Annotated in this window: 16 protein-coding genes; 6 read left to right on the top strand and 10 right to left on the bottom strand. The window is 54.0% G+C overall.

Annotated elements, in window-relative coordinates; translation table 11 throughout:
* Nucleotide 1: 1 nt before the first annotated feature.
* Entirely contained in the window at nucleotides 2-769 is a 768-nt protein-coding gene (locus FH871_RS21125) for a LytTR family DNA-binding domain-containing protein (protein WP_138993345.1), read from the bottom strand.
* A 233-nt stretch (nucleotides 770-1,002) separates the two neighbouring features.
* Here FH871_RS21125 and FH871_RS21120 point away from each other — a divergent pair, with 233 nt between their 5' ends.
* On the top strand, nucleotides 1,003-2,238 hold the full coding sequence (locus tag FH871_RS21120; RefSeq protein ID WP_138993344.1) for an isochorismate synthase: 1,236 nt from the start codon (nucleotides 1,003-1,005) through the stop codon (nucleotides 2,236-2,238).
* A gap of 80 nt (nucleotides 2,239-2,318) precedes the next feature.
* Here the strand turns inward: FH871_RS21120 and FH871_RS33210 are convergent, their stop codons facing one another.
* Nucleotides 2,319-2,558, bottom strand: coding sequence for a hypothetical protein (locus FH871_RS33210; RefSeq protein ID WP_171062906.1), 240 nt, complete (start codon nucleotides 2,556-2,558; stop codon nucleotides 2,319-2,321).
* Between the two features lie 237 nt (nucleotides 2,559-2,795).
* Between FH871_RS33210 and FH871_RS21110 the strand changes: the two genes are divergently transcribed.
* The 3 genes from FH871_RS21110 to FH871_RS21100 are packed head-to-tail and all read left to right on the top strand — an operon-like array spanning nucleotide 2,796 to nucleotide 6,328.
* The gene (locus FH871_RS21110) at nucleotides 2,796-3,749 is read left to right on the top strand and encodes an amidohydrolase family protein (protein WP_138993343.1); all 954 of its coding nucleotides are present in this window, start codon (nucleotides 2,796-2,798) and stop codon (nucleotides 3,747-3,749) included.
* Between the two features lie 42 nt (nucleotides 3,750-3,791).
* The gene (locus tag FH871_RS21105; protein ID WP_138993342.1) at nucleotides 3,792-5,945 is read left to right on the top strand and encodes a PVC-type heme-binding CxxCH protein; all 2,154 of its coding nucleotides are present in this window, start codon (nucleotides 3,792-3,794) and stop codon (nucleotides 5,943-5,945) included.
* 20 nt (nucleotides 5,946-5,965) lie between these two features.
* A complete protein-coding gene (locus FH871_RS21100; protein ID WP_138993341.1) occupies nucleotides 5,966-6,328 on the top strand; it encodes a high-potential iron-sulfur protein in 363 nt (120 codons plus the stop codon).
* A gap of 47 nt (nucleotides 6,329-6,375) precedes the next feature.
* Here FH871_RS21100 and FH871_RS21095 read toward each other — a convergent pair whose 3' ends face one another.
* From FH871_RS21095 to FH871_RS21080, 4 genes are all read right to left on the bottom strand, one after another.
* On the bottom strand, nucleotides 6,376-7,737 hold the full coding sequence (locus FH871_RS21095) for an efflux transporter outer membrane subunit (protein ID WP_229317452.1): 1,362 nt from the start codon (nucleotides 7,735-7,737) through the stop codon (nucleotides 6,376-6,378).
* Nucleotides 7,738-7,769: 32 nt separating this feature from the next.
* Nucleotides 7,770-8,876: an efflux RND transporter periplasmic adaptor subunit gene (locus FH871_RS21090; RefSeq protein ID WP_138993339.1), complete on the bottom strand. Its 1,107-nt coding sequence runs from the start codon at nucleotides 8,874-8,876 to the stop codon at nucleotides 7,770-7,772.
* 25 nt (nucleotides 8,877-8,901) lie between these two features.
* Nucleotides 8,902-12,063 (bottom strand): efflux RND transporter permease subunit, encoded by a 3,162-nt coding sequence (locus tag FH871_RS21085; RefSeq protein ID WP_138993338.1) that lies wholly within the window; start codon nucleotides 12,061-12,063, stop codon nucleotides 8,902-8,904.
* A gap of 440 nt (nucleotides 12,064-12,503) precedes the next feature.
* Complete coding sequence (locus FH871_RS21080) at nucleotides 12,504-17,147, bottom strand: translocation/assembly module TamB domain-containing protein (RefSeq protein WP_138993337.1); 4,644 nt, start codon at nucleotides 17,145-17,147, stop codon at nucleotides 12,504-12,506.
* A 156-nt stretch (nucleotides 17,148-17,303) separates the two neighbouring features.
* Here FH871_RS21080 and tsaD point away from each other — a divergent pair, with 156 nt between their 5' ends.
* Nucleotides 17,304-18,299, top strand: coding sequence for a tRNA (adenosine(37)-N6)-threonylcarbamoyltransferase complex transferase subunit TsaD (tsaD, locus tag FH871_RS21075; RefSeq protein WP_138993336.1), 996 nt, complete (start codon nucleotides 17,304-17,306; stop codon nucleotides 18,297-18,299).
* Between the two features lie 42 nt (nucleotides 18,300-18,341).
* Nucleotides 18,342-19,181, top strand: a complete 840-nt coding sequence (locus FH871_RS21070) for an MOSC domain-containing protein (protein ID WP_138993335.1) — start codon at nucleotides 18,342-18,344, stop codon at nucleotides 19,179-19,181.
* Between the two features lie 18 nt (nucleotides 19,182-19,199).
* On the opposite strand, the gene FH871_RS21065 is transcribed toward FH871_RS21070, so the two are convergent.
* The 4 genes from FH871_RS21065 to FH871_RS21050 form a co-directional block, all read right to left on the bottom strand.
* The gene (locus FH871_RS21065; protein WP_138993334.1) at nucleotides 19,200-20,006 is read right to left on the bottom strand and encodes an endonuclease/exonuclease/phosphatase family protein; all 807 of its coding nucleotides are present in this window, start codon (nucleotides 20,004-20,006) and stop codon (nucleotides 19,200-19,202) included.
* Between the two features lie 35 nt (nucleotides 20,007-20,041).
* Nucleotides 20,042-21,250: a metallophosphoesterase gene (locus FH871_RS21060; protein ID WP_229317450.1), complete on the bottom strand. Its 1,209-nt coding sequence runs from the start codon at nucleotides 21,248-21,250 to the stop codon at nucleotides 20,042-20,044.
* A gap of 151 nt (nucleotides 21,251-21,401) precedes the next feature.
* Nucleotides 21,402-23,132, bottom strand: coding sequence for a RagB/SusD family nutrient uptake outer membrane protein (locus FH871_RS21055; protein WP_138993333.1), 1,731 nt, complete (start codon nucleotides 23,130-23,132; stop codon nucleotides 21,402-21,404).
* A 12-nt stretch (nucleotides 23,133-23,144) separates the two neighbouring features.
* The gene (locus FH871_RS21050; protein WP_138993332.1) at nucleotides 23,145-26,747 is read right to left on the bottom strand and encodes a TonB-dependent receptor; all 3,603 of its coding nucleotides are present in this window, start codon (nucleotides 26,745-26,747) and stop codon (nucleotides 23,145-23,147) included.
* Nucleotides 26,748-26,771: the final 24 nt, after the last annotated feature.

Below are 26,771 nucleotides of genomic sequence, written 5' to 3'. Positions count from 1 at the left end.
CTTATCGTTCAATCCATTCCCTGAAAGCCCGGATGCGGTCATGACTGACGATGATGTCCTGGGCGATGCCGCCGGAATCCAGGTCTATTGTAAGTTGACCGTTAAGGTAGGAATGAATTTGCGAAACTGCTCTTCGCTCGACGATAAACTGCTCGTTGATTCTGAAAAAATGGTGAGGTTCCAGGATCTTTTCCAGCGTGTCGAGGGTATAATCAACCACATAGCGGTTGTTGTTGCGGCCGAAAAGGTAGGTCGTCCCTTCCCGGGTGTAAAAAAAACGAACGTCGGTGGCATCGATCGAGACAAGTTGTTGCTGGTATTTGGCCAGAAACTGGCTCCTGAATTCCGGCTGGCGCGTCTGTTTCCGCAGGTCGTCGACCAACTCGCCAATGTCGGTCGAACGCACGGTGGCCGATTCGGGCTGTTTGTAGTGGTTGAGGACCTGCGCCAGTTCGTCTTTTTTGATGGGTTTTAGCAGGTAATCGAAGCGGTTTACCTGAAAGGACTTAACCGCAAACTCATCGTAGGAGGTAGTGAAAACTACCGGACAATCGATCGAGACCAGATTGAAAATCTCAAAACTCTGTCCGTCAGACAGCTCGATGTCCATCAGAATCAGATCGGGGCGAGGATGGGCATTCAGCCAGGCAACGGTCGACTCAATACCGTCCGTAATGCCAACCACCCGGCTGGTGGCATCGGCCAGGTTCAGGAGCTTGACCAGTTTCTGAACCGCCAGTGGTTCGTCCTCAATGATTAGAATGTCCATCGTTCTGCCAAATTAAAAGGAGTGGAAGTACGAATCAATAAAATCCAATAAAAACAGCGCAGGGGACAAACCGGAAAGTTTTCCGCACGAATTGTTGTTTTTCTGACCTGAAATGGGGAAGATTACGGCTTCTCAGGCAGATTTTTTGCGGACTTCGTCGCTTTTTCCGCACAAAAAAGAAGAACAAACTGTTATTCGGATACAGCTAAATTTGCATCGACCCGATTTCGATAATGCAATTTTCAACACACTTGTCATCAACCGTACAAACGCAGCAAACCAGCCATTCCATTTGGCAGGGTGCTGTTCAGGCGGGTTATCCCGCAGCCCTCTGGCGCCTTCCCAATCGAACCGACCGCGAATTAATTATTGACGCTTCCGGCACGGTGGCCACTGTCGTCATGGATTTTGAAGAACTGCCGATGGGCTTTGCCGTCAGCCCGTTTGTCAATCCGGACGCCGAGAGTACCTTCTTTCTAAAAGCCGATTTCTACTGGCGTTTCGACGAAAATGGTGCCATGCTGGCCGCCCAGAACAAACTGCCAACGGATCACCCGGCCTTTGAATCGCTCTTTCGGATCGATTCAAAAACCGCGAAAAAAGAGATCGTCCCATCCGTCAAGGTGGTAAAATCGGCTCAAAATCAGCAGCTTGATTTTGAAGAAACCGTAAGCCGGGCCATCCGCCAGATGGAGCGCGGAACGTTCCGGAAGGTGGTGTTGTCGCGCACCAAAACCATCCGGTTTGAAGAGCAGCCCGACATTCCGACGCTGTTTAATCGCCTTTGTCAGGCCTATCCGAATGCCTTTGTTTCTGCCGTCTATTTGCCGGATCGCAACCAGGTCTGGATTGGGGCCACGCCCGAACGACTGGTGAGCGTCGATGCCGACGGTATTTTTCGCACCGTTGCCCTGGCCGGAACCCAGTCGGCTTTTGATTCTGAAGGTCGGCAGAAGCGGACGGCGGATGCGCCCTGGACGCAAAAAGAAATTGAAGAACAGGCGCTGGTCAGTCGCTACATCATCGGTTGTTTCAAGAAAATCCGCGTTCGGGAATACCTCGAAGAGGGTCCCCGAACCGTTGTTGCCGGCAACCTGATGCACCTCCGGTCGGATTATTCAGTCGATACGCAGGCGGTTAATTTCCCCCAACTTGGCACCGTAATGCTGCGGTTATTGCACCCGACGTCGGCCGTTTGCGGTATGCCCCGCGAAACAGCTCAGGCTTTCATTCTGCAACACGAAGCCCACCAGCGCGAATTCTACAGCGGTTTTCTCGGCCCGGTCAACATCGTCCGCCAGGACGGCCCAGAAACCGACCTGTTTGTCAATCTGCGCTGCATGAAGCTGGAAGGGCAGGAGGGAACGCTCTACGCCGGTGCCGGGCTAACGGAAGACTCTTCGCCGGCAAAAGAATGGCGCGAGACGGAGCTGAAATGCGATACAATGCTTTCGGTTATAACCCAATAAATGATGAATGATGAACGATGAATGGACGTGTCAGTCATTCCATCGTTCATCATTCATCATCCATCGTTCTCTTTTTACGCCTACACGTCGTCTTCCTCGTCTTCATCGAGGGTTAGTTCTTCTTCTTCATCGACGGTTAGATCGTCGTCGTCATCATCATCCGTGATGGTGAGTTCTTCTTCGTCATATTCTTCATCTGCATCGGGGCCGTCAGTCAGTGCTGCAGAACCGCCGTAGCCGCTGGTGTGCAGGTTTTCGGGGTATTCTGCGTTCGCAGTAGAATGGATGTCGGTTTCTGTCAGGCTGGGTGCAAGTGCCATAATTAATGGGGTTAGCGTGGAAATATCACTAAAACGCGGCTTGGGAAAGAAGGTTTGAAAGATTTTTGTCCATTGATGGAATGGCTGTTCGTCTTTCGAAGTAGTAACCACGCTATTTACCCGAAGGACAACTTCGGGTACGTAACCGAATTTATTGATTCTATCCTGAAAGAACGGGAGAGCCGGGGAAAGTTCACTATATTGGGGGCAAATCCTAAACGATTTCCTTAACCCAGCATGAAGAATCCCGCATCGGTTTCACGCCGTGGATTTTTAGCCCGTTCCGGTATTTTACTGGCCGGAACGGCTGTCAGCCTGAACGGTTTGGCCGGAGTCCAGTCCGAACCCATCATCGACATTCACCAGCATACCGACTACATGGGCCGGACTCATGACCAGTTGATCGCACACCAGCGGGCGATGGGCGTAACCACCACGATTCTTTTGCCCGCAGGCACCCCGGCTTTTGGGATGTCGACGCACAAAGGCGAGTCGAACGGACTGCAGGCCAAGTGCAGCGGCAATGAAACCTGCTACAACCTGGCCCGACAACACCCGACCGAATTCCGGTTCGGAGCCAATGAAGTGCCGGATTTGCCGGATGCGACGCTGGAAATTGAAAAGTACCTGAAGCGGGGTGCCCCCATCATCGGAGAATCCAAATTCGGCGTGAAATGTGATTCGCCGGAGATGCAGCGAATCTATGAACTGGCTCAGAGTTACCGGGTTCCGGTGTTGATGCACTGGCAATACGGTATGTATAACCATGATTTCGCCCGGTTTCATACGATGGTGGAAAAATACCCGAAAGTTAATTTTATCGGACACGCCCAAACCTGGTGGGCCAACATCGACAAGGGACACCAGGACCAGACGGTTTTGTATCCGAAAACCAGCGTAACCCCCGGCGGCCTCACCGATCGGTTGCTGAGCGACTATCCCAACGTCTATGCCGACATGTCGGCCGGGTCGGGACTGAACGCCCTGCTGCGGGATGAAGAACACACCCGGGGTTTTCTGGATCGTCACCAGAACAAGATTCTGTACGGCAGTGATTGTCTGGATACGGCCGGCCACGGACCCACCTGCCAGGGTTCGCAAACGATTGCAGCCATCCGTCGGCTTTCGCCTTCCAAAACCATTGAGCGGAAAATCCTGTACGAAAATTCGAAAAAATTATTCCGGTTGTAGCCGACTCCACCAATCTGTCAAGACTCCTTTACCCACTTAAAAATGAACGAATACCGCCTAAATCGTCTGTTTTCGATTGCCTGCCTGCTGAGTATCGTCTTTTTTGCTTCCTGTTCAAAAAAGCGGTATTCAGACCCACTTTCGCCCGAGGAAGCGCTTCAGAGTTTTCAGCTTCGGGAGGGTTTCAAAATTGAGACCGTTGCCGCCGAACCGCTCATCGCCGACCCGGTGGATCTGGTGTTCGATGAACAGGGTGTTGCCTACGTGGTGGAGATGGGCGATTATCCGGGCAAACCCGAAACCGGGAAGGGCAAAGGCAAAATCCGGATGCTGGCCGATACCAACAACGACGGCCGGATGGACCGTTCGGTGATTTTTGCCGATTCCATCGCGGATGCGACCAGCGTACTGCCCTGGGAAGGCGGGTTGATTGTAGCGGCAGCCCCCGACATTCTGTTTCTGAAAGACACCAATGGCGACTTCCGGGCCGATACCCGGGAAGTGCTTTTCACCGGTTTTTTTGCGAACAATTCCGAAGCCCAGATCACGAGCCTTCGCTACGGAATCGACAACTGGATTTATGCCAACAACAACGGGCAGGAAGGGCAGATCCGGTTTAATCGGAAGCCCGACGCCCCCCTATTGACCGTCAATGGCGGGGATTTCCGGTTTCGGCTGGATCGCGGGCTGTTCGAAGTGGAGTCGGGTTCCGGTCAGTTTGGGCTGGCCATCGACGATTGGGGGCATCGCTTCTTTACCCAAAATACCATTCACATCCAGCAGGCACCGATTGCCGGACGGTATCTGCGCCGAAATCCGCATTGGCCCGGCCCCAAATCGTCCGTCAATATTTCGGATCACGATCTGGTGATGTTTCAGCAAACGCCACCCCCGTACTGGCGCAAGGAACGCACCGAACGGCGGCAGAAGCAATACGCGGAAGCAAAACTGGATCGTCAGGAATACGCCGAAGACCATTTTACCGGTTCTTCCGGTGGCATATTTTACGACGGAGACGCCTTTCCATCCGACTATTACGGGTCGGTTTTTACGGGCGATGTAGCCGGGAATCTGATTCACCGCGATGTGCTGACACCGTTGGCCGACAGCCCCGTTTTCGTAGCCAAACGGGCCGAAGGCGAAACCGACCGCGAGTTTCTGGCATCCACCGATCCCTGGTTCCGGCCCGACAATCTGACCACCGGCCCCGATGGCGCGCTTTATGTGGTCGACTTTTACCGCCAGCACATTGAAACGCCGGTTTCAATTCCGGAGGATCTGAAAGAAGACATGGATTTCCTGAATGGCAACGACAAAGGACGGATCTACCGGATTCTGCCGACGACGGCGAAAAACCGCCCGGCTGTTTCACCCAATCTGCGAAACCGGAAACCGGCGGAGTTGGTCGAGGTGCTGGCGCATCCGAACCGGTGGTGGCGGTTGCAGGCGCAACGCCTGCTGCTGGAACGACGGGATCTGTCGGTGGTTCCGCAACTCAGGACTTTATTGGCACAACACCAGGATCCGCGCGTCCGGCTGCACGCGTTCTATACGCTCGAAGGACTGAATGCCCTCAGCCGGGATTTGGTTCAGAAGGCCATGCAGGACGCGCATCCCGGCGTTCGTGAACACGGCCTGATGCTGGCCGAACGGTACCCGGATTTACTGCCTCAATTGCTCAAAATGACCGGTGATTCGTCCGTGCAGGTGGCGTTGCAGGCGTGTTTGAGTGCGGGTCAATTCACGAACCCCGCCGTTGTTGCGGCACTGGCGCAGGTGGTTCAAAAGCACAGCGAAAACGGCTGGTTCCGAACCGCCGTGCTGAGTTCTCCAGCGGGTTCGTCGCCGGAATTGCTGCGTACGCTCCTGAATCAGAAGGCCTTTTTTAGTGATACAACTGCCGGAAAAATGACGTTTCTGGCGGATTTTTCGCACATCGTGGGCCGTCGGAACCAACCCGCCGAAGTAACCCGGTTTCTGGGATTCTTAAACAGCCCAACCCAGCGAAAAGAAAGCTGGCAGGTGGCAGGTTTAACCGGATTGGCCGAAGGAATAACCAAAGCTGAAACCAAAACCGACGGCAACGCCGAAGTAACCCAAGCACTCCAAAGTCTGGAAAATACGGCTCGGGCAGAAGATGTAAAAAAAGCGATCCGTGCCGTACGGGAAGCGTTAGCAAAACCGCCTTCGATCTGATTACAAACGCCTTGTCATTGATGAATGTACTGAAATCCCGCCGTTTTTTTCTGCAACGCTGTGCGTCGATCGGCTTGGTATTGACCAGTGGAACCGTCCTGCTGACCAACTGCGATTCCAAACCAGCCACCCAAACCGATGAAACAAAAAAACCGGCAACCAATCCCTGCGAAGACTATTCCGGACTTAGCGAGGGCGATCTGAAAACCCGGCAGGGACTCGGTTATGTAACCCAATCGCCCAGCTCCGACAAGCAGTGCAGCAATTGCAACCTGTGGTTACCGCCCGCAGCGGGCAAGGCCTGTGGCGGTTGCATGTTGTTCAAAGGCCCGGTGTATGCCACGGCCAACTGTACCTACTGGGCTCCGCAGGTAAAAGGCTAACGGGCCTATTTTTTGGAAACAAGCTGGACACCTTCGATCGTTAACCCTTAAAAACTTCCCCCCAGGGCTTTCAGCAGAGCGACGGTGAACGACGCGCGTTGGCCCTGTAACAGCACCAACTGGCGTTCGGAGTCAAGAACCGTGCGCTGCGAATCGAGCACTTCCAGAAACGTCGTCAGACCCTTTGTGTAAAGCTCCCGGTTGAGTCGTTCGGTATACCGGGCCGATTCGAGGGCCAGGTTTTGGGCGTCGATTTGCGCACGCATGCTTTGCAGATTGTCGAGGGCGGTTTCGGCTTCGCGCTGGGCCACCAGCATCCGTTGCTGATAGGAGGCATCGGCAGTTTTGAATTGCTGTTGAGCCAACCGGATGTTTTGCTGATTCCGTTTTCCTTCAAAAATGGGCACACTGGCGTTGACCCCGAGTAAATAGGTCATACTGGCGGGGAAAAACAATGTACCGATGCGGCCCGTCAGTGTTCCTCCGGCTCCCACGAGGTTGATGCGGGGATACAGGGCCGCCCGGTTGACCAGAATCTGGACATTGGCTACCTGTGATTGCTGTTCGGCCTGAAGCAAATCCGGGCGACGGCGGAGTTGATCGACTGAAATGGCGGTGAAAGGCAGTTCCGGAAAACCGGTTCCCAATCGTCCGACGGGGACACTGAAGGTAGCCGGGTCCTGCCCGCAGAGGCCCGACAAACCGTTAACGAGTTCGGTGCGGCTGCGCTCCAGACCCAGCAGTTGAACCCGGACGTTGGCAATGTCTGTTTCGGCCCGTTTGGCGTCGATTTCGTTGGTCAAACCGGCCTGGAAGCGGGCACGGATGATGGAAATAGTCGAATCCCGAAGGCCGATGTTGCGCCGGATGACGGCCTGCTCACTGTCGTTGGCGCGAATGAGGTAATAAAGCCGGGCTACTTCCGAAGCCACAATCAGTTGCGTAATCTGCACATCCGATTCTGTCACCTGCCGTTGCAAATCGGTAACCCGAACCGTATTGCGAATCCGCTTGAACAAATCTACTTCGTAGCTGGCGTCGATGGGTAAAACCTGCAGCGAGTTGAGTTGCAGACGGGGTAGCTTGTCGGTGGCAACCGGAATGGCAATCGGGCGGTATTGCGACAGGCTTTGGGTGTTGAAATTCAGGCTGCTACGAACCGATGGAGACAGGAATGACTCGGCCACCCGAACCCGAATCCGGGCTTCCTCGACCCGGTTGACGGCCACCCGAATGTCGGGGTTACTGGTCAGACCCAGATCGATCAGGGAATCCAGTGTCCGGTCCCGAAAAACCGCCCAACCGTCGCGAACCGTATTCGTTTGAAAGGATGCGGAAGCCACCGAACCGCCCGAAGCGCTTCCTGAAGAAGCCGCCGACTGCGCGTGGGCAACCGTACGGCCAAGCATTAAAAACATTAAACTGTAAAGCGCCGATTTTCTCATACTTTTTGTTTTGTCGCAGAAGTCTGCCCCTGCACCTTAATCCGAACCTGCTGCCCGTCCTTGAGCCGGTCGTTGGGATTCGTCACTACCTGTTCCTGCCCTTTCAGGCCCTCCAATACTTCGAGGGTCGTTCCAAAATCACGCCCCAGGGTGATGGGCTGGAAACGCAGCACCCGGTTGGGTTGCACCACCACGATGCGTGGCCCTTCCGATGTCACCAGCAGCGTATTCGCCGGAATGAGCACGGGCGGGTGAATCGTGTTCAGACTGAATTTCACCTGGCCGTATAATCCCGACACCAGTTCCTGGTTCCGGTTGGGAATCGCCACTTCGGCCAGCAAAGTTCGCGATTCCGTGCGTAAGGTACCGGATGTGCGAACGACTTTTCCGGTAAAAGTTTTATTCAGTTCCGGTACGTTGATCGATGCCGCCATCCCGATTTTGATCAACTGATAATAGGTTTGGGGCACATCGACATACACCCGGAGCGTGTCCAGTTGCGAAATCGTAAACATCGGGATCGCCCCGCCACTGCCCGTTGAAACCAGATTGCCAACTTCGGCGTTGCGGGCGGTAATGATGCCGTTGAACGGTGCCCGGATTTCCTGCAGGGCTTTCAGGGCTTCCAGCCGCCGGAGGTTGGCCTGATTCATCTCGTAAGTGGCCTGCCGGTTGTCCAGATCCTGCTGGGAGATGGCACCGGGAAGGCTTACACTTTTTAGCCGATCCAGGTTCGATTGGGCCAGCCGGACATCGGCGCGGGCGCGAATCAATTCCTGATCGAGTTCAGGCGCTTCCACCGTGGCCAGCATCTGACCGTTGCGGACTTTCGAACCGATGTCGACAAACCGCCGTTTCAGAAAACCCTGCGTACGGGCAAACACCGGCGTTTCGCGGAAGGGCATGATCTGCCCCGGCAGCAGCAAACCGGTCGAGTCGTCGGAATGGCTAACAGACGTAACCGTGACCAGTTCCTGCCGGTTTTTCTGCTCATCGGCTTCCGCCCGAAGCTCCTGCGCGTTGTGAATGCGCGGCAGAACCCCGACAAAGACAAACAGCAGGATCAATCCTAAAAGTACGAACCAAATCCAGATGCGTCGCATGGTTGGGAATAGAAAGAAGTATAAACTAATTTTGTTTTTTGCCTGCTAAATAACTGAAAACCACGGGAACAAACAGTAGCGTAGTAAACGTCGCCAGGAGCAAACCGCCGATGACGGCCCGGCCCAGCGGAGCGTTTTGCTCCCCGCCTTCGCCAATGCCCAACGACATCGGCAACATCCCGATCACCATCGCAATGGCCGTCATCAGAATGGGGCGCAAACGGGTTCGGCCCGCTTCCATCGCGGCTTCAAGGGCATTGAAATTGACGTGCGGCAGGTGATCTTTTGCAAAGCTAACCAATAAAATACTATTCGCCGTGGCTACCCCGACGCTCATAATGGCCCCCATCAGCGACGGAATGCTGAACGTGGTATGCGTCAGGAACAGGAGCCAGACCATGCCGCAAAGTGCCCCCGGAAGCGCCGTAATGATGATGAACGGATACCGGAACGACTGGAAATTGACCACCATCAGCAGATACACCAGTATGGCGGCAAAGACGATCCCGATGCCTAATCGTGAAAAAGCACTGTTCATGCTTTCCACCTGTCCCCGAATCAGAATCTGATTACCCGGTTTTAGCTGGGTGCGGTATTCGGCCAGAATTTTCTCAATGCCATCGGAAACCGCACCGAGGTCCGTGCGTTCCACGGAGGCATAAATGTCATAGGTGGGTTGGGTATTGACGCGGTTGATAATCACCGGCGACAGTTTTCGCTCCACGCGCGTGACGTTGCTCAGGAGCTGGGGTGTCGAACGACCCTGACTCACCGCCATTGGCGTTTGCAGCATCTTATCGAGCGTATTCAGCCGGTAGGGGGGTGTTTGAACGGCAATCAGATACGGAAAACCGGTCTGCGGATCGGGCCAGAAGTTGGGCGTCACCTGCGCGGTTCCGCTCATCGAAATCATGAGGTTCGTCGCAATTTTCTGCTCATTCAGACCCAGTTGCCCCGCCCGTTCCCGGTCGACGTTGACAAACAGTTCCGGCGCATCCAGCACCTGGTGCAGGTGAACATCCACGGCTCCTGGTACCTGGGCAATTTTCTGCTGGAGTTCCCGGGCAATTTTGAGGTTATTTCCCCGGTCGAAACCCATCACCTGCACGTCGATGGGGGCCGTTAATCCGAAGTTCAGAATCTGGCTGACGATGTCGGCGGGTTGGAAAAAGAAGGTAACATTCGGCAATTCTTCGCGGAAAAGCTGACGGAGTTTTCGGATATAGTCCTGCGTGGGGCGGCTTTTTTCGTCATTTAGCGAAACCAGCAGTTCGGCATCGGCGGGGCTAATCGATGAATTATCCGAGAAAATGAAGTTATACCGCTCACTGGTCAAACCGATGTTGCTGATGATCGAACCTACTTCCTGACCCGGAATCACTTCACGGACCAGGGCTTCCGTACGGCTGGCAATTCGCTCGGTTTCCTCCAGTCGGCTCCCGGCGGGTGCCCGCAGGTGCAGGCGGAACTGCCCGGCGTCGACACTCGGGAAGAAATCGCGGCCAATGAAGGGGATCATGGCCGACGTAAACAAGATCACCAGGACGAATACCGCCAGCACCGACCGGCGGTGGCCCAACGCCCACGCCAGCCCTGTGAGGTAACGGTTTTGCAGCCGATCAAACCCCCGGTTGAAGCGGTCGTGTAAACTCACCCTGTCCGTAGTCGGAGACCCTGACAGAGTGGGCGCTGACGGAGTGTGAGACTCCCCGCGCAGCATCAAATCCGCCATCATCGGCACCAGCGTCCGCGACAGGAGGTAAGATGCCATCATGGCGAAAACGACGGCCAGGGCCAGGGGGCCAAACAGAAACCGGGCGGGGCCTTCCAGAAACAGAACCGAGACGAAGACGATACAGATCGTCAGCGTGGCTACCAGCGTTGGCGTCGCAATCTGGTGGGCACCTTCCAGAATTGCTTCCCGAAGCGGCAGGCCCAGTTCTTCGTTGCGGTGAATATTTTCAATTGTAACCGTGGCGTCATCGACCAGAATCCCGATGGCGAGGGCCAGACCGCCCAGGGTCATGATGTTGAGCGTTTCGCCCATCAAATACAAAACCGTCAGGGAAGTGAGAATCGAAAGCGGAATCGAAACCGCCACGATGAGCGTGCTGCGCCAGCTTCCCAGAAACAGCAGAATCATGGCGGCCGTCAGCAAAGCCGCAATCAGGCCTTCGACCACCACGCCGTGAATGGACGCCCGGACGAAAACCGACTGGTCGAACAGGCCGACAATCTTCAGGTTACTCGGCGCGGCCGCGCGCAGGGTCGGAATGATTTCATTCTGGATTTTATCGACAATGGCCGTGGTGGAGGCATTGCCGATTTTGACGATGCTCATCAACACACCCCGGCCGCCGTCCTGTTTTACGACGTTGGTCTGGATGGAGGAACCATCGTGGACGTTGGCGACGTCGCGCATGTGGATGGTGACGCCGTTGACGGCTTTCACCGGAATATCGTTCAGGGACTCGATCACATCCGGTTTGGTGTTCAGCCGAACCACATATTCACGTTCGGCCAGGCGCAACTGGCCGCTGGGTAAGGTCAGGTTCTGGGCCGAAACCGCATTGACCACTTCCTCTGGCGTAACGCCCCGCGAAATCAGCAGATCGGGGTCGAGATCGACCATGATCTGGCGTGTTTTTCCGCCGAATGGCTGGGATAACCGGCTTCCCTGCACGGTAGAAATCTGCGGTCGAATGCGGGTGGTGCCGTAATCGGTGATTTGTGATTCGGTTAGGCTGTCGCTCGACAACCCCAATTGCAAGACTGGTACGTCAGTAGCATTATACCGGACAATCAGTGGGGGCTGGGTGCCGGGTGGCATTCGGAGACGGATCGTCTGGGCAATGGCGGTCACCTGCGACATGGCCTCCTCAATCTTGACTGTGGGCTGAAAATAGACCTTCAACACAGCGGTTCCGTTATACGTCTGTGATTCCAGCCGCTGCACATCGCTCACGTTGTTGATGATCGATGTCTCGCTGAAGTTGGTGATCATCTTCTCCATCTCGTTGGTCGACAGGCCCGTATAACCCCAAATAACCGATACGACGGGAATGTTGATGCGCGGGAAAATGTCGGTGGGCATCTGCACGATGGACACAACGCCCATGATCAGAATCAGCAGGGCCATCACGGCGATGGTATACTTTTTCTCAAGCGCTAAACGGACAATCCACATGGCAGATGATCGGGAAAAGTAGAGGGCTACTTTGACTGAAAATTGAACAAATCGAAGGAGAGATGGCGCGGAACCGCATTGCTGTAACAACAGCTATTAACTTTAAAAAGGTTTCGGAAACTCTATAGATTTATGTAAGTTCTTCGTATTGCCAAATAATCTATTGCATAATGTCCCTACAATCTCTTTCCCGGTTGAAACCGGGGGCTACAACAAGATTTATCCCTACGGGATTTTAGACTTACTTTGTTTACTCCCGGTTTTAACCGTGTTTACAAAATAATTCATTCCTACGGGATTTTTAGATTTGATCATCCCGTAGGGATAAATCATTTTGTAGCGGTGGGTTTTAACCCGCCGAAAGAAGGGCGATAGAATGCAAAAAATCCCGTAGGGATGATCGTTCGAACGCCGGAGGACGTTTTATAGAGTCTAATTGATTACAATTGATGATCATCACGCTCCCGAAGCGCGGAGGTAGCCCGCGAGGGAAGGGCCGGGGCGGTGGGTTGGCCGGGCGTCGTGGGGAGGGGTTGAATGCCGGGGCGGGGCGGCTCCGGGGTCGGACCAAACAGCCGGTTGAACGAACGCGTATACTGAATACTCATTCCGCCCCCGGTCGTCAGTGTTCCGTAGGTCGTGGCATTCAGCGAGCCGAGTTGATTCTGGTTCCGGTTATACATTTTCAACCGGAGCTGACCATCGGGCGAGAGCCAGTATTCCAGCGTCCATTCGCCGAGCAGACTGGCCACGCTGGTCTGGTTTTGGCCGTATGTAAAACCGCCATCCCGGCTGATCCGGAACCGGTCGTTGAAGCGGTAGGATAGCCGAACCTGGAGGTTGTTGACCAGATTCTGATCCAGACCATTCAGCGAAACGCCCACATCCAGGTTCTTGTCCAGCGTCGAGGCCAGGCGGCTGATCTGGTTCGAAAGCAGCTCACTCAGGCTGTTGGTGAGTCCTGAACCCACCACATTGCTGCTCGTGGGCGAAGCCGGATCGATCAGGCCCAGACCTTCGCCGGGAGCCAACTGGCTGAACAACAGAATGCTGCTTACCTGACGGCCCAATTCCTGATCGTTGCTCTGGAGCCGCGACTCAAAAGCCGCTACCGCCTGCCGGAAGTCGGGTTGTTGCGGGTATTCTTTGACTTTCAGGTCGTAGGAGATATCCGGAGCCAGCAGCCGACCGTTCAGATTGATCAGCAAATCGACCGGATACCGGCGGGTACGATCCGGGTTATTAGACGAATTGGACGAATAATACTGGAGAATGGGTGCCAGCGAAGCGTATTGCGTGTAGGCGGTTTTGACATCGACCATTGCTTCATACGGGTCGCCGGTCCAGGTGATGCGGCTGTTGGGCAGCATCTGAAACCGTTTGTTGATCACGTTTTCAAACGTAAACGTGTATTCGCCCTGCTGAATTTCGTAGGCGCCCGTCATTGTGAAATCGCCTTTGGTGTCGATCCGCATCGCCAACTGACCGCTGCCGTAGGCCTTGATGATGTCGCCGGTTTGGCGGTCCAACTGAATTTCGCAGTAGGCATCGGGCGTGATCGACAGGTTAAAATCCATCCGAATGCCTGACAAATCAACTTCGGGCTGGGTGTTGGCACTATCGCGATGGGCCGGATTGACGTTAATAAACCGGATCACTTCTTCCTGAGAAACCGAAGCGGCCTGGTCGAGCGGAATGTAAATCCGCGTTCCCCGGTTGCTGGTCACGTTGGCGCGAATGGCCAGATTGTCGAAAGGACCTTCGATTCCCGCTCGCCCACTCACCACGGCGGTGCCATAAAACTGGTCGTTGTCTTTGAGCGTCGTGTTCAGAATCTTGAAATTCTTCATGTCCACGACGTTCAGATCCACCGTAAAATACTTGAAACCGTCGTGAAATACCCCGCCCTGCAACGTGGCCCGCCCGCCGTTCAGATCCGTCAGAACCATGTTCTTGGCGACAATTTCGCTGGGGCCAAAGTAGATTTTATCCGAAAAACCGAGATCTGCTTTCAGGTAATCAAGGGTTAGTTTTCCGTTGGTAATGTCGACGGTTCCCCCCAGTACCGGGCTACCGGCTTTCCCTTTGATCGTGACGATTCCGGTGGCCGTTCCACTGATGTTCGAGGCAATATCCTTGACAAAGGGTTCCACCAGCCGCAGATCGGTGCCTTCCAGAACCGCCTTTAAATCAAGCGGATTTGCCGCCGATTCGCCCGGCGTATACATACCGGTAATGGCCAGCACTTCACGGTCGAGCCGCCGGATTCGGGTGTCCAGATTGATCCGGTTCGACTGGTCGAGTGTGCTGCGGTTGACGACGTTGCCGATCAGAAAATCATTGTATTTCAGCGAATCGATGGTGATGGCACCGTCCAGCAACGGCAAACCGTAGAGCCCCCGCACGGCCACTTTCCCATTGGCAACCCCCGAAATCTTGGTTTTGAGAACCGGATTCAGTGTTTCCAGCAGGAAGTTCTTGGTCTCGATATCCAGCGTCTGCAACGAGTCCTGCGACGCTTTTCCGCTGACCGAGATCAACTGGTTTCGGTTGGAAACCGCCAGATTCCGGACGGTAATTTCCGGCCCAACCACCCGGATCAGGTTTTCGGGTGAAATGGTCCAGGTGCTGTCCAGCAGCCGAAACTTCGAGCGTTCCAGTTCGATGTCGATGGCGTCGCCTTTAAACGTCAGCGAACCGTTCAGATCGGCCCGGTTGGTGCTTTTCTGTTGTTGCAGACTGGTCGTGAAATCAATGTGATTCACGTCCCAGGAGGCCTCAGCCTGTAAGTTTTCGGTGGCCGCCAGCGAACCGAATTGTTGTTGGGTCGAATTGATGATCAGCGACGCCAGCACATCCGGTGAGTTGACGAATTTGGAGGTATTAAGGTCAACCGTACTTTTGAAAAAATTGTAATCGTCAAATTTCAGCGTATCGATCGTTCCGTTCAGCGTCAGCAGCGAGGACTGATCGACTCCGAACCGGCCTTCCAGTTTCGTGTTGGGCGACACATACAGCGATGGATAAACGAGGGTGAGCAGGGGCTGCGAATTTTTCAGCAGGAAAGAATAATCGATGTTGTAGGGCGTAACGGACAGCGGTTTTCGCAGTTTTTCCTGATAATAGGCGGCCAGCCCGGCGGCATTTCCGGCAAAATTCAGGCGGTATTCCTTCGCAATGCGGTTGAGGTCGTCGGCGACCTGCGTTAACTGAAAGTTGCCTTTCAGGTCGGCGTCGAGGTAATCGGAATTGATACTGATCGACCGTTCATTGCCGGCAATGGCCGACGACATAAACAGCGTGTCCAGCACCAGACTGCGTTTGCCGTAGGTGACAAACGTATTCAGCAGCCGGGCATTGCCAACCAGTTCGTTGAGTGTGTTGCCCTGCAATTGAACATCCAGATCGCTCCGAACAATCAGGCTGTCGTCCAGCAGGTTCGTGGCCAGAAAATTCGCCTGTTGAACCGTGCCCCGCACATCGAACAGGTTTTTTGGTCCCCGCAGGTCAAAGGCCCCATTCAGGTTGAAGGTCAGATTCGTGTCTTTGACGCTGACCAGCCCCCGGAAAAAAGACTGCTGCAAGTTCCCCTGAACGACCAGGTTGCGGTAGTTGTACTTCTGAAAACCGACGCGGGTAAATTGTGCATTCAGATCGAGTGAACCGTCTTTGATCGTCAATCCGCGCCCCACGAACTTGCCCTGCCCGTCGACCTTCTGCAGCAAATCCGGCTGGTCGATGAGCGAACCGACGTTGATGTCCGACAGCTTCAGATTGCCGCTGTAGGTGGTTCGCTGATCGCCGTTGAGGTGCAGTGCGAGGTCGCCCGAAACCGTGCCAATGCCGGTTTTAAACGTCCCGACGGTTTTAAAGTCAATGAAGCGACCGGCAAAGGTGGCGGCAAAATCGACCGTTCCGAGCTTTCTGGCAATGGAGTTGAAAGCCGAGTCGGAATAATACGGGCGAATGTCGGCCATATTGACCTGCGAAGGCTTGAATCGAAAATCGACCACGGTATTTTCGTCGCTGTCCGGTAAGCCCTTGAAGGCCAGATCGCCCACCAGTCGACTTCGGAAGTTGGCGCCAAACCGGATGTCGGCGTTGGTTACTTTGAAATTCCGAATCCGACCCAGGTAATCACCGGTCGCCCGGGCGACATCAAAGTTGCTGTTGAAATACGACGTAAACGGAGCCAGGTCCTGCGCCCGAACGAGGGCGTTCCGCAGGTTGGCCCGCATCACCACTTCGTCGTTAAACTCGTTGAAAGCCGAAAAACTGTCGTATGAAAAAACCAGGCGATTGCGAACCGTTGACCCGTTGATGCGGGCAAACAAACTGTCCAGCCGCATTTCTTTGGCGCAATACAGGAACTTCGTATCGAGCCGGTGAATCCGTAGATTCGCCTGTTTTTCGAAGCCTTTCATGCGGCCGATGTTGACGGCAATGGTATCGCCCAGCAGCAGAAAACTGTTCAGGTTGGCGCTTAACCCACTGACCAGAAAATGATTGTAATCAAAAAGTCGTCCGCCCATCGTCGGTTTCCGCATGTCGTGGTACGTAAACTTTCCATCGACCAGGGTGGCTTTCCCGATGGTAAACGGGATATTCTGATTGGCGATGGACGGTTTGGTCGTATCGCGGGTCATCTCGTTGATCCGTTCCAGAAAGTCATCGATGTTCAGATTGCCGGTTTTGGCGTCTTTCACCAGATCGACCTGGGGCTGGTAGAGCAGCACTTCATCCAGGTGAATGTCGGTGGAGGAGTTGTTGATCAGCGTTTCGAGGGCGAGGGTAACTTCGAGTCGGCCAACGCGGATCATCGGTTTCAGATCGCGGTTACGGATCGTGACTTCCTCCAGCGTCACCGAATTGACCCAGACGTTGGGGAACGAAAAATTAATATCTATTTTTTGAATATCGACCGGGAACAGTAGCTTTTCGGAAACCCGTTGGGCTGCGTAGCGCACCAGTTTCGTCTGCACTGCCGGTATCTGCAGACTGACTCCCACAATTCCGACCACCAGCAATACGACCAGAACGGTGTAGAGCAGGGTTTTGAGAAGTATGGTGAAAAATGAACGCATTGGCTCTCAATGAACAATGAAAAATGAACAATGAATATTACCTACCGGTTCAGACATCCTGATTCTGGGTTTGATCAATCGAAATGAAAGACGGTTTCCCTATTCATTATACATTGTTCATTTTTCATTGCTTCTAATATTCAGTAATTTTGAAAAATGACAATTTTGGCAATTGAATCTTCGTGCGACGAGACGTCGGCTGCTGTATGTGTTAACGGAAAAATACAATCCAATGTTGTAGCCACGCAGTTAATCCACGAACAGTATGGCGGAGTCGTCCCCGAACTGGCTTCGCGCGTGCATCAACAACGGATTGTACCGGTCGTCGAACGCGCGCTGCATGAAGCAAATATAGAGAAAAACGCGCTAAATGCGGTAGCTTTTACACGGGGTCCGGGTTTATTAGGGTCACTTTTGGTCGGCACATCGTTTGCCAAAGCCCTGGCCCTGGCGCTGAACATTCCGCTCATCGAAGTCCACCACATGCAGGCCCACGTTCTGGCCCATTTCATTGACGAACAGACCATTCCGCAGTTTCCGTTCCTGTGTCTGACCGTCAGTGGTGGCCACACGCAAATTGTACTCATCCGGGATCATCTGGATATGGAAATTATCGGCCAGACCCAGGACGATGCCGTGGGGGAAGCCTTCGATAAAACCGCTAAACTGCTCAACTTGCCCTATCCGGGTGGTCCGCTCATCGACCGGTATGCACAGCAGGGCAATCCGCTGGCCTACCCGTTTCCGGAGGTTGAAATGCCGGGACTGGATTTTTCGTTTAGTGGCATCAAAACCGCTTTTCTGTACTTCCTGCGCGACCGCGTGAAGGCCAATCCGGATTTTATCGAACAGAATCTGCCGGATATTTGCGCCAGCATTCAGCACACGCTCATCAAAATTCTGCTGACCAAATTGCGGAAAGCCGCCCGGCAAACCGGCATTCGGGAAATTGCGCTGGCGGGTGGCGTTTCGGCCAATTCCGGCCTGCGGGCATCGCTGGCTGAACTGGGGCAGCAGGAGGGCTGGAACGTCTACATTCCGAAGTTCGAATACTGTACCGATAATGCGGCCATGATTGCGATGGCGGCCCATTTCAAGTATTTGAAAGGCGAATTTACATCGCAGGAAGTGAGTCCGCTGCCGCGTTGGTAAAACGGTTTTGCTACCCATCGAACACCGCCTTACCTTTGACGCATGAACACACCTGTTTTAAAAGAAATCCGGATTTATCCCATCAAATCGCTGGGCGGTATTTCGCTTTCCGAAGCGGTGGTCGAACCCAAAGGCTTTCGCTACGACCGGCGGTGGATGCTGGTGAAACCCGACGGAACGTTTTTGACGCAGCGGGAAAATGCCGTTATGGCGCTGGTCGAGGTCGAACTGACCGACCGGAATCTGCGGGTTTACCACCGCCATCGACCGGATGACGTGCTGGAAATTCCCCTGGAAAAAACGACGGCTGAGTCCCTGACGGCGTATGTGTGGGATAATCAGGCGGTTGATTCCCTGGTCGTTAGTCCGGAAGCGGACGATTGGTTTAGTCGGCTGCTCGGTTTTCCGTGCCGCCTGGTCTACATGCCCGATGAGTCGCTGCGGCCGGTCGATCCGAAATACGCCCAACCCGACGATGTGGTCAGTTTTGCCGACGGTTTTCCATATCTGGTCATTAGCACGGATTCGCTCAATGAACTGAACCGCCGGGTGGAACAACCGCTCGAGATGGTTCGTTTTCGGCCCAATCTGGTGGTGGAGGGCGTTTGGCCCCACGACGAAGATACCTGGTACCACTTCAAAATTGGCGAACTGACCTTCTTTGGCGTGAAACCCTGCGCCCGCTGTGTGCTGACAACCATCGACCCCGAATCGGGCCAAAAGGGGAAAGAACCGCTCAAAACACTGGCGACCTACCGGAAGCTGGACCACAAAATCCTGTTCGGCCAGAATGTGCTGGCTGAAACCACGGGACTTCTGCGCGTTGGCGACCCGGTGACGATCCTTGAACAACGACCGGCCCGACTGCCATTTTCCCGTTAACAATGGTCAGAATTCTGCTTATTTTACCTGTAACTTCACGATAACCGGTAAATGGTCGGAGGCATATTGTTCATCGATTACCGTCGTTGATACGGTTTTAAAAGCGCTTTCCGGTTTAAACAGAATAAAGTCGATGGCCCGGTTTGGATTTTTTACCGGAATCGTCGGTGCGCAATCCTGACAGCTCCGAACGAAATTCTGGTCCAGAAACCGGATTACTTTGCTGTCGGACAAGGCATTAAAATCACCACCCAGAATCAGGGGAAGACTGGATTTTTCGAAATGCCGGACAATCAGTTCCGATTGAGTAAGGCGGTTGGCTTCCTTCAAATCCAGGTGCGTACTGGCAAAGATGATTTTTTTTCCTTTCGCGATTTCTACCGTAACGGCTGCCAGGGTTCGGGGTTCTCCGCCAATGGTGGCATCAACCGGTAAGTCAAACCGGGTGGAGTCCAGAATTGGAAACCGGGAAAGAACCGCGACACCATAATCACCGCCCTGGTGGTCGATGGCCTTGGAAAAAAAGAAATTCATTCCGGTTAGCCGGGCTAACTCGCGGGCCTGGTTCAGGCCTTTCCCGGACCGTTCGGTATTGACATCGACTTCCTGCAGGGCAACGAAATCCGGTTTTTCCTTTTTGATCACGTTGGCGATGGCCTCCACATCGATTTTTGTCCCGGCGGAGGGGGGATTGCAGTGGTGAATGTTGTACGTCATTACCGTGAGGTTTTTGATCTTTTTCGCCGGTCGGTCTGCCGGTTTCACGGCACCTTCGTTGGCGTAAGCGGTAAGGGAAATGAAAACTAAGAACAGAAGGTTTTTCATGCAAGTGGTTTTACGAATGGATGCGTTTTACGGTTTTAGGTTCGGGCCTTTTTCGGAATGGTGTATTTGCCCACCACTTCACCGTCGTCACGAATCATTTTCAGGTTCAGCTCTTTCGACGTCGCGTGTAATTTGATCAGCGTGCGGTTTCCTTCCAGCGGTCCACCCCCGATAACGATGGGGTAATTGTGGCTGGCATCGGCGTCGTGGGTGCCATAGCGGTGTGTGTGTCCCGAAAGCTGAAGATCGATTTTGGCTTTATTCAGTAGCGGCCCAAAAACTTGCTGCCCATGCATCGGGCCGTGCCAGTCGCCCGAATGATAGGGCGAAATATGAATCAGCACAATCCGGAAAGGCGCTTTTTTAAACTCGGGGCTTTCAATTTCCTTTGCCAGCCATTGGGCCTGCGTTTCCCGGTAGCGATCAAAAGCCGACAAACCACCATATTCAACGCTGTCGTCGGTTTTGTCCTCGCCCGAATCCAGCACGACAAATCGTACCGGGCCGCGGGTGAAGGCATAGTAATATTTCCCGTCGGGATAGGCGTAATAATGGGGAATATGGCGGGAAAAACTGCCCCGGCACTCGTGATTTCCCTGCGTCAGAATGAAGGGGATTTCGGCCGCAAAAATATCGACTGCCGGTTTGATCAGGTGATCGATCATCTGCTGTTCTTCCGTCACCCAATCGAAGCAGTCACCGTTGAAAACCACAAAATCGTAATCGCGTTTATTGCCCGTATAGCCGTGCCGGTACAGAAGTTGCGGAATAATCTGCGGACGGTCGTGAATGTCGTTGAACACCACCATCCTGAATTCCTCTTCATTTTCCGGCGGGGTTTTAAAACCGTACAGTGGACTGCTGATGGTTTCGCCAAACTCTACCTTTGCGCCTTTATACCCCAGAATTTCGGTGGAGACGATCTTGTATTTGTGTTCCGTTCCCGGTTTGAGGCTGGTCAGCGTAATTTTATTGATGCGATTGTTGGCTTCGATCAAGCCGTTGGTATAGCCAAATTCCCGTTTGCTGGTGTAGGTTCCGGCACCGTATTCCACCCAGCTAAAACAGTTTTTGTGGGTAATCCACATGATGGTTACCTCGTGGTTGCCCAGGTTTTGCAGGTATGGGCCAGCCACAAAGTGATTTTTCTCCCCGCCTGGAGCGGCCACCGAGATGCCGGGCAACAAGCCCAGCACCCCGATCTGTGACATTTTTTCCAGAAACGAACGTCGGTCTGCAAGCATTTTTTGTGTCAAAATGTAGGAATAGACAAGGGTTATAATTTAAAATGTAAAATTTTAAATGTCGAATGTAAAAGTGAGGTGTCCGACCGAATCAGCCGTTCTACTTGTACATTCAGCATTTAGAATTTTACATTTTACATTCAATCGGGACTTACTCCCAATTCGGGTTTTGCGTTAGATTGGTGTTCAGCAATCGTTCCTGTTTGGGGATGGGGTAGAGGTAATCCCGGCTTTCGTTGAACTTCTTATTGATGTGGCCGTTGATCACGATGTTGCCGCCCTTGTTGCCGTTTTCAAGCAGGATTTCGCTGCCCAACTTCAGCAACTGCGCCCCCGGCACGGTCGGTTTGGTGCCTTCATAAATGACCAGATCGACTTTTCCGTTTTTGTCGAGATCATAACTACCCGGTCCTGGAAAATACATGCCCTTGTATTGCTTCGTGAGGGCTTGCCCTTCTTTCCAGCGAATGAGGTCGTCCCAGCGGAAAAAGTTCTCCATCACCAGCTCGATGCGCCGTTCGCGCCGGATTTCCAGCAATACGCCCGTATTCGCTCCTTTCAGTTGCGTGTACTGCTGCGCCTGGTAGGGGTCGGGTTTGGCGTTGGCGGCCGCGAGGTTGATGGTTGGCATACCCACCCGGTCGCGGATCAGCTTGATGGAAGCATCCAGATCGGCCTGGGTCAGCGTGCCGCGCTCGGCTTTGGCTTCGGCATAGTTCAGCAATACCTCGGCGTAGCGGAAAATCGGCATGTCGGTGATGTCCTTGTTGAACGTATCCCATTTCGGGGCCGAAACAAACTTGATCAACTGGTATCCCGTCACGGTTGCGCCGAATTCGGGCACCAGCGGGTTGTTTTCACCAATGCGGGTGTAGCCCGGCGTCCGGATGGTCTGGGCCAAACGCGGATCGCGGTTTTGTACTTCCTCCGCAAACTGCTTGGTTTCGTAGCCTTTGATATCCGTAAATGGCGTTCCATCGGCCATTAAATAACTGTTAACCAACCGCTTTTCCAACCCCGGCCGGCCATACGAAGCCGTCATCGTGTAGTAGTTCAGGTTGTGGTATACCTGGAGTTCGTCGCTGAAATCCCGGGCCAGAATCACCTCGTCGGGGATGGCGTTGTCCGACGAAAACAAACGGAGGTAAGCCGTTGTGGGCGTGGCTTTATAGATGGTATAGCCGCTGCTTTTCATCAGCTCCTCCGACGCCGTGATGCACTCATCGAGCCATTTGTCCGAATTGGGCAGGTTGAATTCCGTATGGTATTTCCGGAAGGTGCCTTCGTACAGTGCCATGCGTGATTTCAGGGCCAGCGCCGTCCACTTGGTCACGGTGTTCAGTTGACGGGAAGCGTCCAGGTTGGCGATGGCGTAGTTGAGGTCGGCCAACACCGAGTCCATCACCATCGCACGTGGGTCGCGGGCTTTGGTCAGAAGGTCCTGGTCCGTGGTTTCGATGGTGTGCGAATACCAGGGCACGTCGCCAAACCGTTTCACCATGCCATAGTAGAAATACGCCCGGAAAAACCGCGCCAGCCCATTGTATTTGGCCACGGCCCGTTTGTCGGGACACTTGTTGGAATTGGCCAGAAAATAATTGATGTTCCGCAGGTTGGTCCAGGTCCAGCCGCCCCCGCTCGTGGGCACCACGCGCGTCCCCTGCAACTCGTCGCGCAGGCTGTTTTTTACCACATTATCCACGTCCTCGTTGTACACGTCCTCGGCCGACGGCAGGGCGTTGTAAAACGAATTGGTATACAGCAGCAAATCGTTTTCGGTATTGAAAAATGTCTCGGGCGAGATGGCGTCCTGCGGCAGCAGGTCAAGATCGCAGGAACTCAGGCCCACGGCCAGAGCGATCAGACTGATTATTTTTTTCATCGAAAGTCGTGATTAGAAAGTAATGTTCAGACCGGCGGATACGGTTTTGGACAGCGGATACGTCCGGCCGTTCGTTGCGTCGCCGTCAAATTGTTCCGGGTCGATGTACTTGGTCCGCAGGGGCGTGTAGGTCAGCAGGTTTTCACCACTGACGTAAACCCGCGCCCGGGGGATCCGGATTTTACGCGTCAGCAGTTCCGGGATGGTGTAGCCGATGACCACGTTTTTCAGCCGCAGATAGCCGACGTTCTGAATGTAGCGGTCGTTGGGCAGTCGCAAATCATTGCCGTCGTCAAGAGCGGTATATCCTCTTAATAAAGGGAAATAGGCATCCGGGTTTTCGGGCGTCCAGACATCCTTTTCGAAGTCCTTCGGAATGAAGGAGTAATACGGACGTGAATACGGTCCCCAGAATTTGTCGGCATTGTTACCCGGGTACCAGTGTTTCCGCAGAATGCCCTGCGCCAGCATCGACAGGTCAAAACCGTTCCAGGACGCGCCGAGGTTAATTCCGTAGCGGTACCGCGCCCGGCTGTTACCGACGATTTTCAGATCTCCGTGATCGGCCAGCGTATTGGCACCCTGGTCAATCTTCCCGTTGCCGTCCAGATCGATGAATTTAATGTCGCCAGCCTGCAATTTACTCCAGTTGCCGGGGGCACTCAGGCGTCGCTTATTTACTTGTGACTGATCGACCGTATACGCCTGGGCTTCTTCGTCGGTTTTAAAGAAACCGTCGATGGAATACCCCCAGATTTCACCAATCACCTGGCCTACGTAACGGCTCGACAGAATCTTGTTCGGGTTGTCGAATTTCGTAATCGTTGATTTTGAATCGGACACAATAAAGGAAGCATTGTACGACAGCGTCTTGCCACCCACCTTAAACTGATCCCGCCAGCCCAGCGACAGCTCGAAGCCTTTGGTCTGCAAATCCCCGGCATTCTGGGTTGGCACGGTCGCGCCATATACCGCCGGAAGGACCTGACCCGGCACTAGCATATCCGTGGTGTTCCGGATGTAGGCATCGAACGTCAGATTCAGGCGGTTTTTCAATAGATCGGCATCCAGGCCGAGGTTCGAGGTGGTTGCTTTTTCCCAGGTCAGATCAGCCGAAATCGGGTTCGGACTATCGACGTAGTACAGTTTCTGGCCGTTGTTGATCCAACTCGACTGCGCCGTTGGCATGATCGACACATACGGATAAAAACTGGCCGACGCGGTATTGGACGGCAACTGGTTCCCCAGGGTTCCGTACGAAGCCCGGATTTTGAGGTTGTTCACCACGTTCCGCACGGGCTCGAAAAAGGATTCCTCGCTGATCCGCCAGCCCGCCGACACCGACGGGAAGAAACCGTACCGGCGACCTTCACCAAACCGGGAGGTTCCGTCGTAGCGCCCGTTTACTTCCAGCAGATACTTGCCCACGTAATCATAGTTCAGCCGGAAAAAAGCCCCGAACAGCGAATACCGGTACGAATCACCGGCCGATAATTGCTCGCCGGTTCCGAGATTCAGGTCGTTCAGGCTTTCGGAGAGCAGGTTTTTTCGCGCACCGAATAACCGCTGGTGTTTTTTCGATTCGTAGTTGATCCCGGCCGTTGCCGCCACGTAATGCTTGCCAATGGTGTGGTTAAAAGACGAATACAGGTTCGTGACATTCATCGGATCGAACCACATGGTTTGCCGGTATTGGTCGGTGTTGTAGTTCGGCACCGTGGTCAGTATACCGGGCTGGATCGAGTATTGCGCCACGGCAGAACGGTACCAGTCATCGGCGATATAGAACGAGTAAGAGTGGTTGGCGACCAGGTTCCAGGTTTTGGTGAAGTCAATCGTGACCGAGTTGATCGTCGTCAGTTCGTGGACCCCTTTTTTTCCGCCCGCAACCCCTTTCAGCAGGTTGGCAAACAAACCGTCACCAATGGAGTAATTGTTTTTCAGCGTGTTGTAGGTCGCCGTACCGTCCGGGTTGCGGGGCGCATAGGCCGGTAACGCATGTACCGTGATGGCGACGAAGTTGGCGTTGGCGCCCCCTTCCAGACCCGGATAGGTGTATTTTGAATCGAAATACTGCGTATTGTTGCTCACCCGCAGCCAGGGCGTCAGTTGGGCGTTGATCTTGCTGCGCAGCGTATACGAGGTAAACTTGTCAGTGTTGGTCCGCATGATCCCGTCTTTCTGAAAAATTGAGCCCGACAGGTAATAATTGATTTTGTCAGTACCACCCGACAGGTTCAGGTTATGCTGGGCAGACGGCTGCGACATGTTAAACACCGTGTTCCACCAGTCGTAGTTGCCGTAGTAATTGTAAATATCTTTTCCGTTGACGTTTTTGACGACGGTCCAGGGCCGGGCCGGATTTTCGGTTTTGTCGTACCGGCGCGCTTCCAGTTCCTTATAGTCTTCTTCCGAATACCGGGTATAGCTGTTGCCCGTCGCCCGGATAAACGCTTCGTCGTTCAGCCGGGTGTGTTCGTACCCGTTCGTCAGGAAGTCGGTGCTCACCGTGGGTTTCGACCAGCCAAAATTGTTGCTGTACGAAATGCTCGTTTTGCCATTTTTGGCGGTTTTGGTGGTCACCAGCACCACCCCGAACGCACCCCGCGCGCCATAAATCGCCGACGCTGCGGCATCTTTCAGCACCGACACCGATTCCACATCGTTCGGGTTGATGCGGTTGATGTCGCCCGGCACCCCGTCGATGAGCACCAGCGGCCCACCGCCGTTGATGGAGGTTTCTCCGCGCACGTTCAGGCTGCCGCCCTGCCCCGGCTGACCGGTGCTGAACGTGATGTTCAGGTTCGGAATCATCCCCTGCAAAATCTGCGACATGTTGTTCAGGGGACGGTTTTCCAGGTCCTTGGCCTGTACCTGCGACACGGCACCCGTCAGGTTCACTTTTTTCTGGGTTCCGTAGCCCACCACCACCAGTTCTTCCAGACTCTTGCTGTCCGGATTCAGCGTTACATTGATGACCGAGCGGTTGCCGGCCGTAATTTCCTGCGATGTGTAGCCAACAAAACTAAAAATCAGCACGGCCGACGAATTGGGCACCACCAGTTCGTAATTGCCGCTGCCATCGGTGGTCGTTCCGCGCGTGGTGCCTTTCAGCACGACCGTCACCCCGGCCAGCGCTTCGCCCTGCCCGTCGGACGCCCGCACGGTTCCTTTCAGCCGGATTTCCTGCCGACTCAGGTAAGTTTCCATTTTTTCGTCGAGGTTCGGCAGCACCGTCTCCGGTCTAAAGCCCCGTTCGCGGGCCAGCACAATCTGTTCGTTGATCACCTTGTAGGTAATGCCCCGCGGCATCAGCAGCTGGTCGAGAATCCGGGCCAGCTTCTGGTTTTTTACGTTTATTGAAACCTGTTCCCGCAGCGAGACCCGGCTGCTGTAAACAAACTTCGTATTGGCTTTCTCCTGGATGCGGTCCAGTGCTTCCTTGAGCGTAACATTCGTAAGCTGGAGCGTCATGTCCTTACTCAGGATCGACTGTGCCGCGATTTCCCGGGCATTGGCGATACCCGACAGCAATACGGCAAGAATCCAGTGCAGTAATCCGATACGCATGATTTTTCGCCAGTCGACGGACTTGTTAGGGATGAAAATTTGCATACTTTTGGTTGTCTGATAGTTGAG

This window comes from Larkinella sp. C7 (assembly GCF_006149005.1).
Taxonomy (GTDB): domain Bacteria; phylum Bacteroidota; class Bacteroidia; order Cytophagales; family Spirosomataceae; genus Larkinella.
The sequence above is the reverse complement of the archived record's forward strand: the minus strand, read 5'-3'. Positions and strand labels throughout refer to the sequence as shown.

Coding starts and splice junctions, on each gene's coding strand:
- FH871_RS21095 (WP_229317452.1), bottom strand. CDS start 7,737: ATGCTTGGCCGTACGGTTGCCCACGCGCAGTCGGCGGCTTCTTCAGGA.
- FH871_RS21120 (WP_138993344.1), top strand. CDS start 1,003: ATGCAATTTTCAACACACTTGTCATCAACCGTACAAACGCAGCAAACC.
- FH871_RS21125 (WP_138993345.1), bottom strand. CDS start 769: ATGGACATTCTAATCATTGAGGACGAACCACTGGCGGTTCAGAAACTG.
- FH871_RS21100 (WP_138993341.1), top strand. CDS start 5,966: ATGAATGTACTGAAATCCCGCCGTTTTTTTCTGCAACGCTGTGCGTCG.
- FH871_RS33210 (WP_171062906.1), bottom strand. CDS start 2,558: ATGGCACTTGCACCCAGCCTGACAGAAACCGACATCCATTCTACTGCG.
- FH871_RS21050 (WP_138993332.1), bottom strand. CDS start 26,747: ATGCAAATTTTCATCCCTAACAAGTCCGTCGACTGGCGAAAAATCATG.
- FH871_RS21090 (WP_138993339.1), bottom strand. CDS start 8,876: ATGCGACGCATCTGGATTTGGTTCGTACTTTTAGGATTGATCCTGCTG.
- FH871_RS21105 (WP_138993342.1), top strand. CDS start 3,792: ATGAACGAATACCGCCTAAATCGTCTGTTTTCGATTGCCTGCCTGCTG.
- FH871_RS21080 (WP_138993337.1), bottom strand. CDS start 17,147: ATGCGTTCATTTTTCACCATACTTCTCAAAACCCTGCTCTACACCGTT.
- FH871_RS21070 (WP_138993335.1), top strand. CDS start 18,342: ATGAACACACCTGTTTTAAAAGAAATCCGGATTTATCCCATCAAATCG.
- FH871_RS21110 (WP_138993343.1), top strand. CDS start 2,796: ATGAAGAATCCCGCATCGGTTTCACGCCGTGGATTTTTAGCCCGTTCC.
- FH871_RS21065 (WP_138993334.1), bottom strand. CDS start 20,006: ATGAAAAACCTTCTGTTCTTAGTTTTCATTTCCCTTACCGCTTACGCC.
- FH871_RS21085 (WP_138993338.1), bottom strand. CDS start 12,063: ATGTGGATTGTCCGTTTAGCGCTTGAGAAAAAGTATACCATCGCCGTG.
- FH871_RS21055 (WP_138993333.1), bottom strand. CDS start 23,132: ATGAAAAAAATAATCAGTCTGATCGCTCTGGCCGTGGGCCTGAGTTCC.
- FH871_RS21060 (WP_229317450.1), bottom strand. CDS start 21,250: ATGCTTGCAGACCGACGTTCGTTTCTGGAAAAAATGTCACAGATCGGG.
- tsaD (WP_138993336.1), top strand. CDS start 17,304: ATGACAATTTTGGCAATTGAATCTTCGTGCGACGAGACGTCGGCTGCT.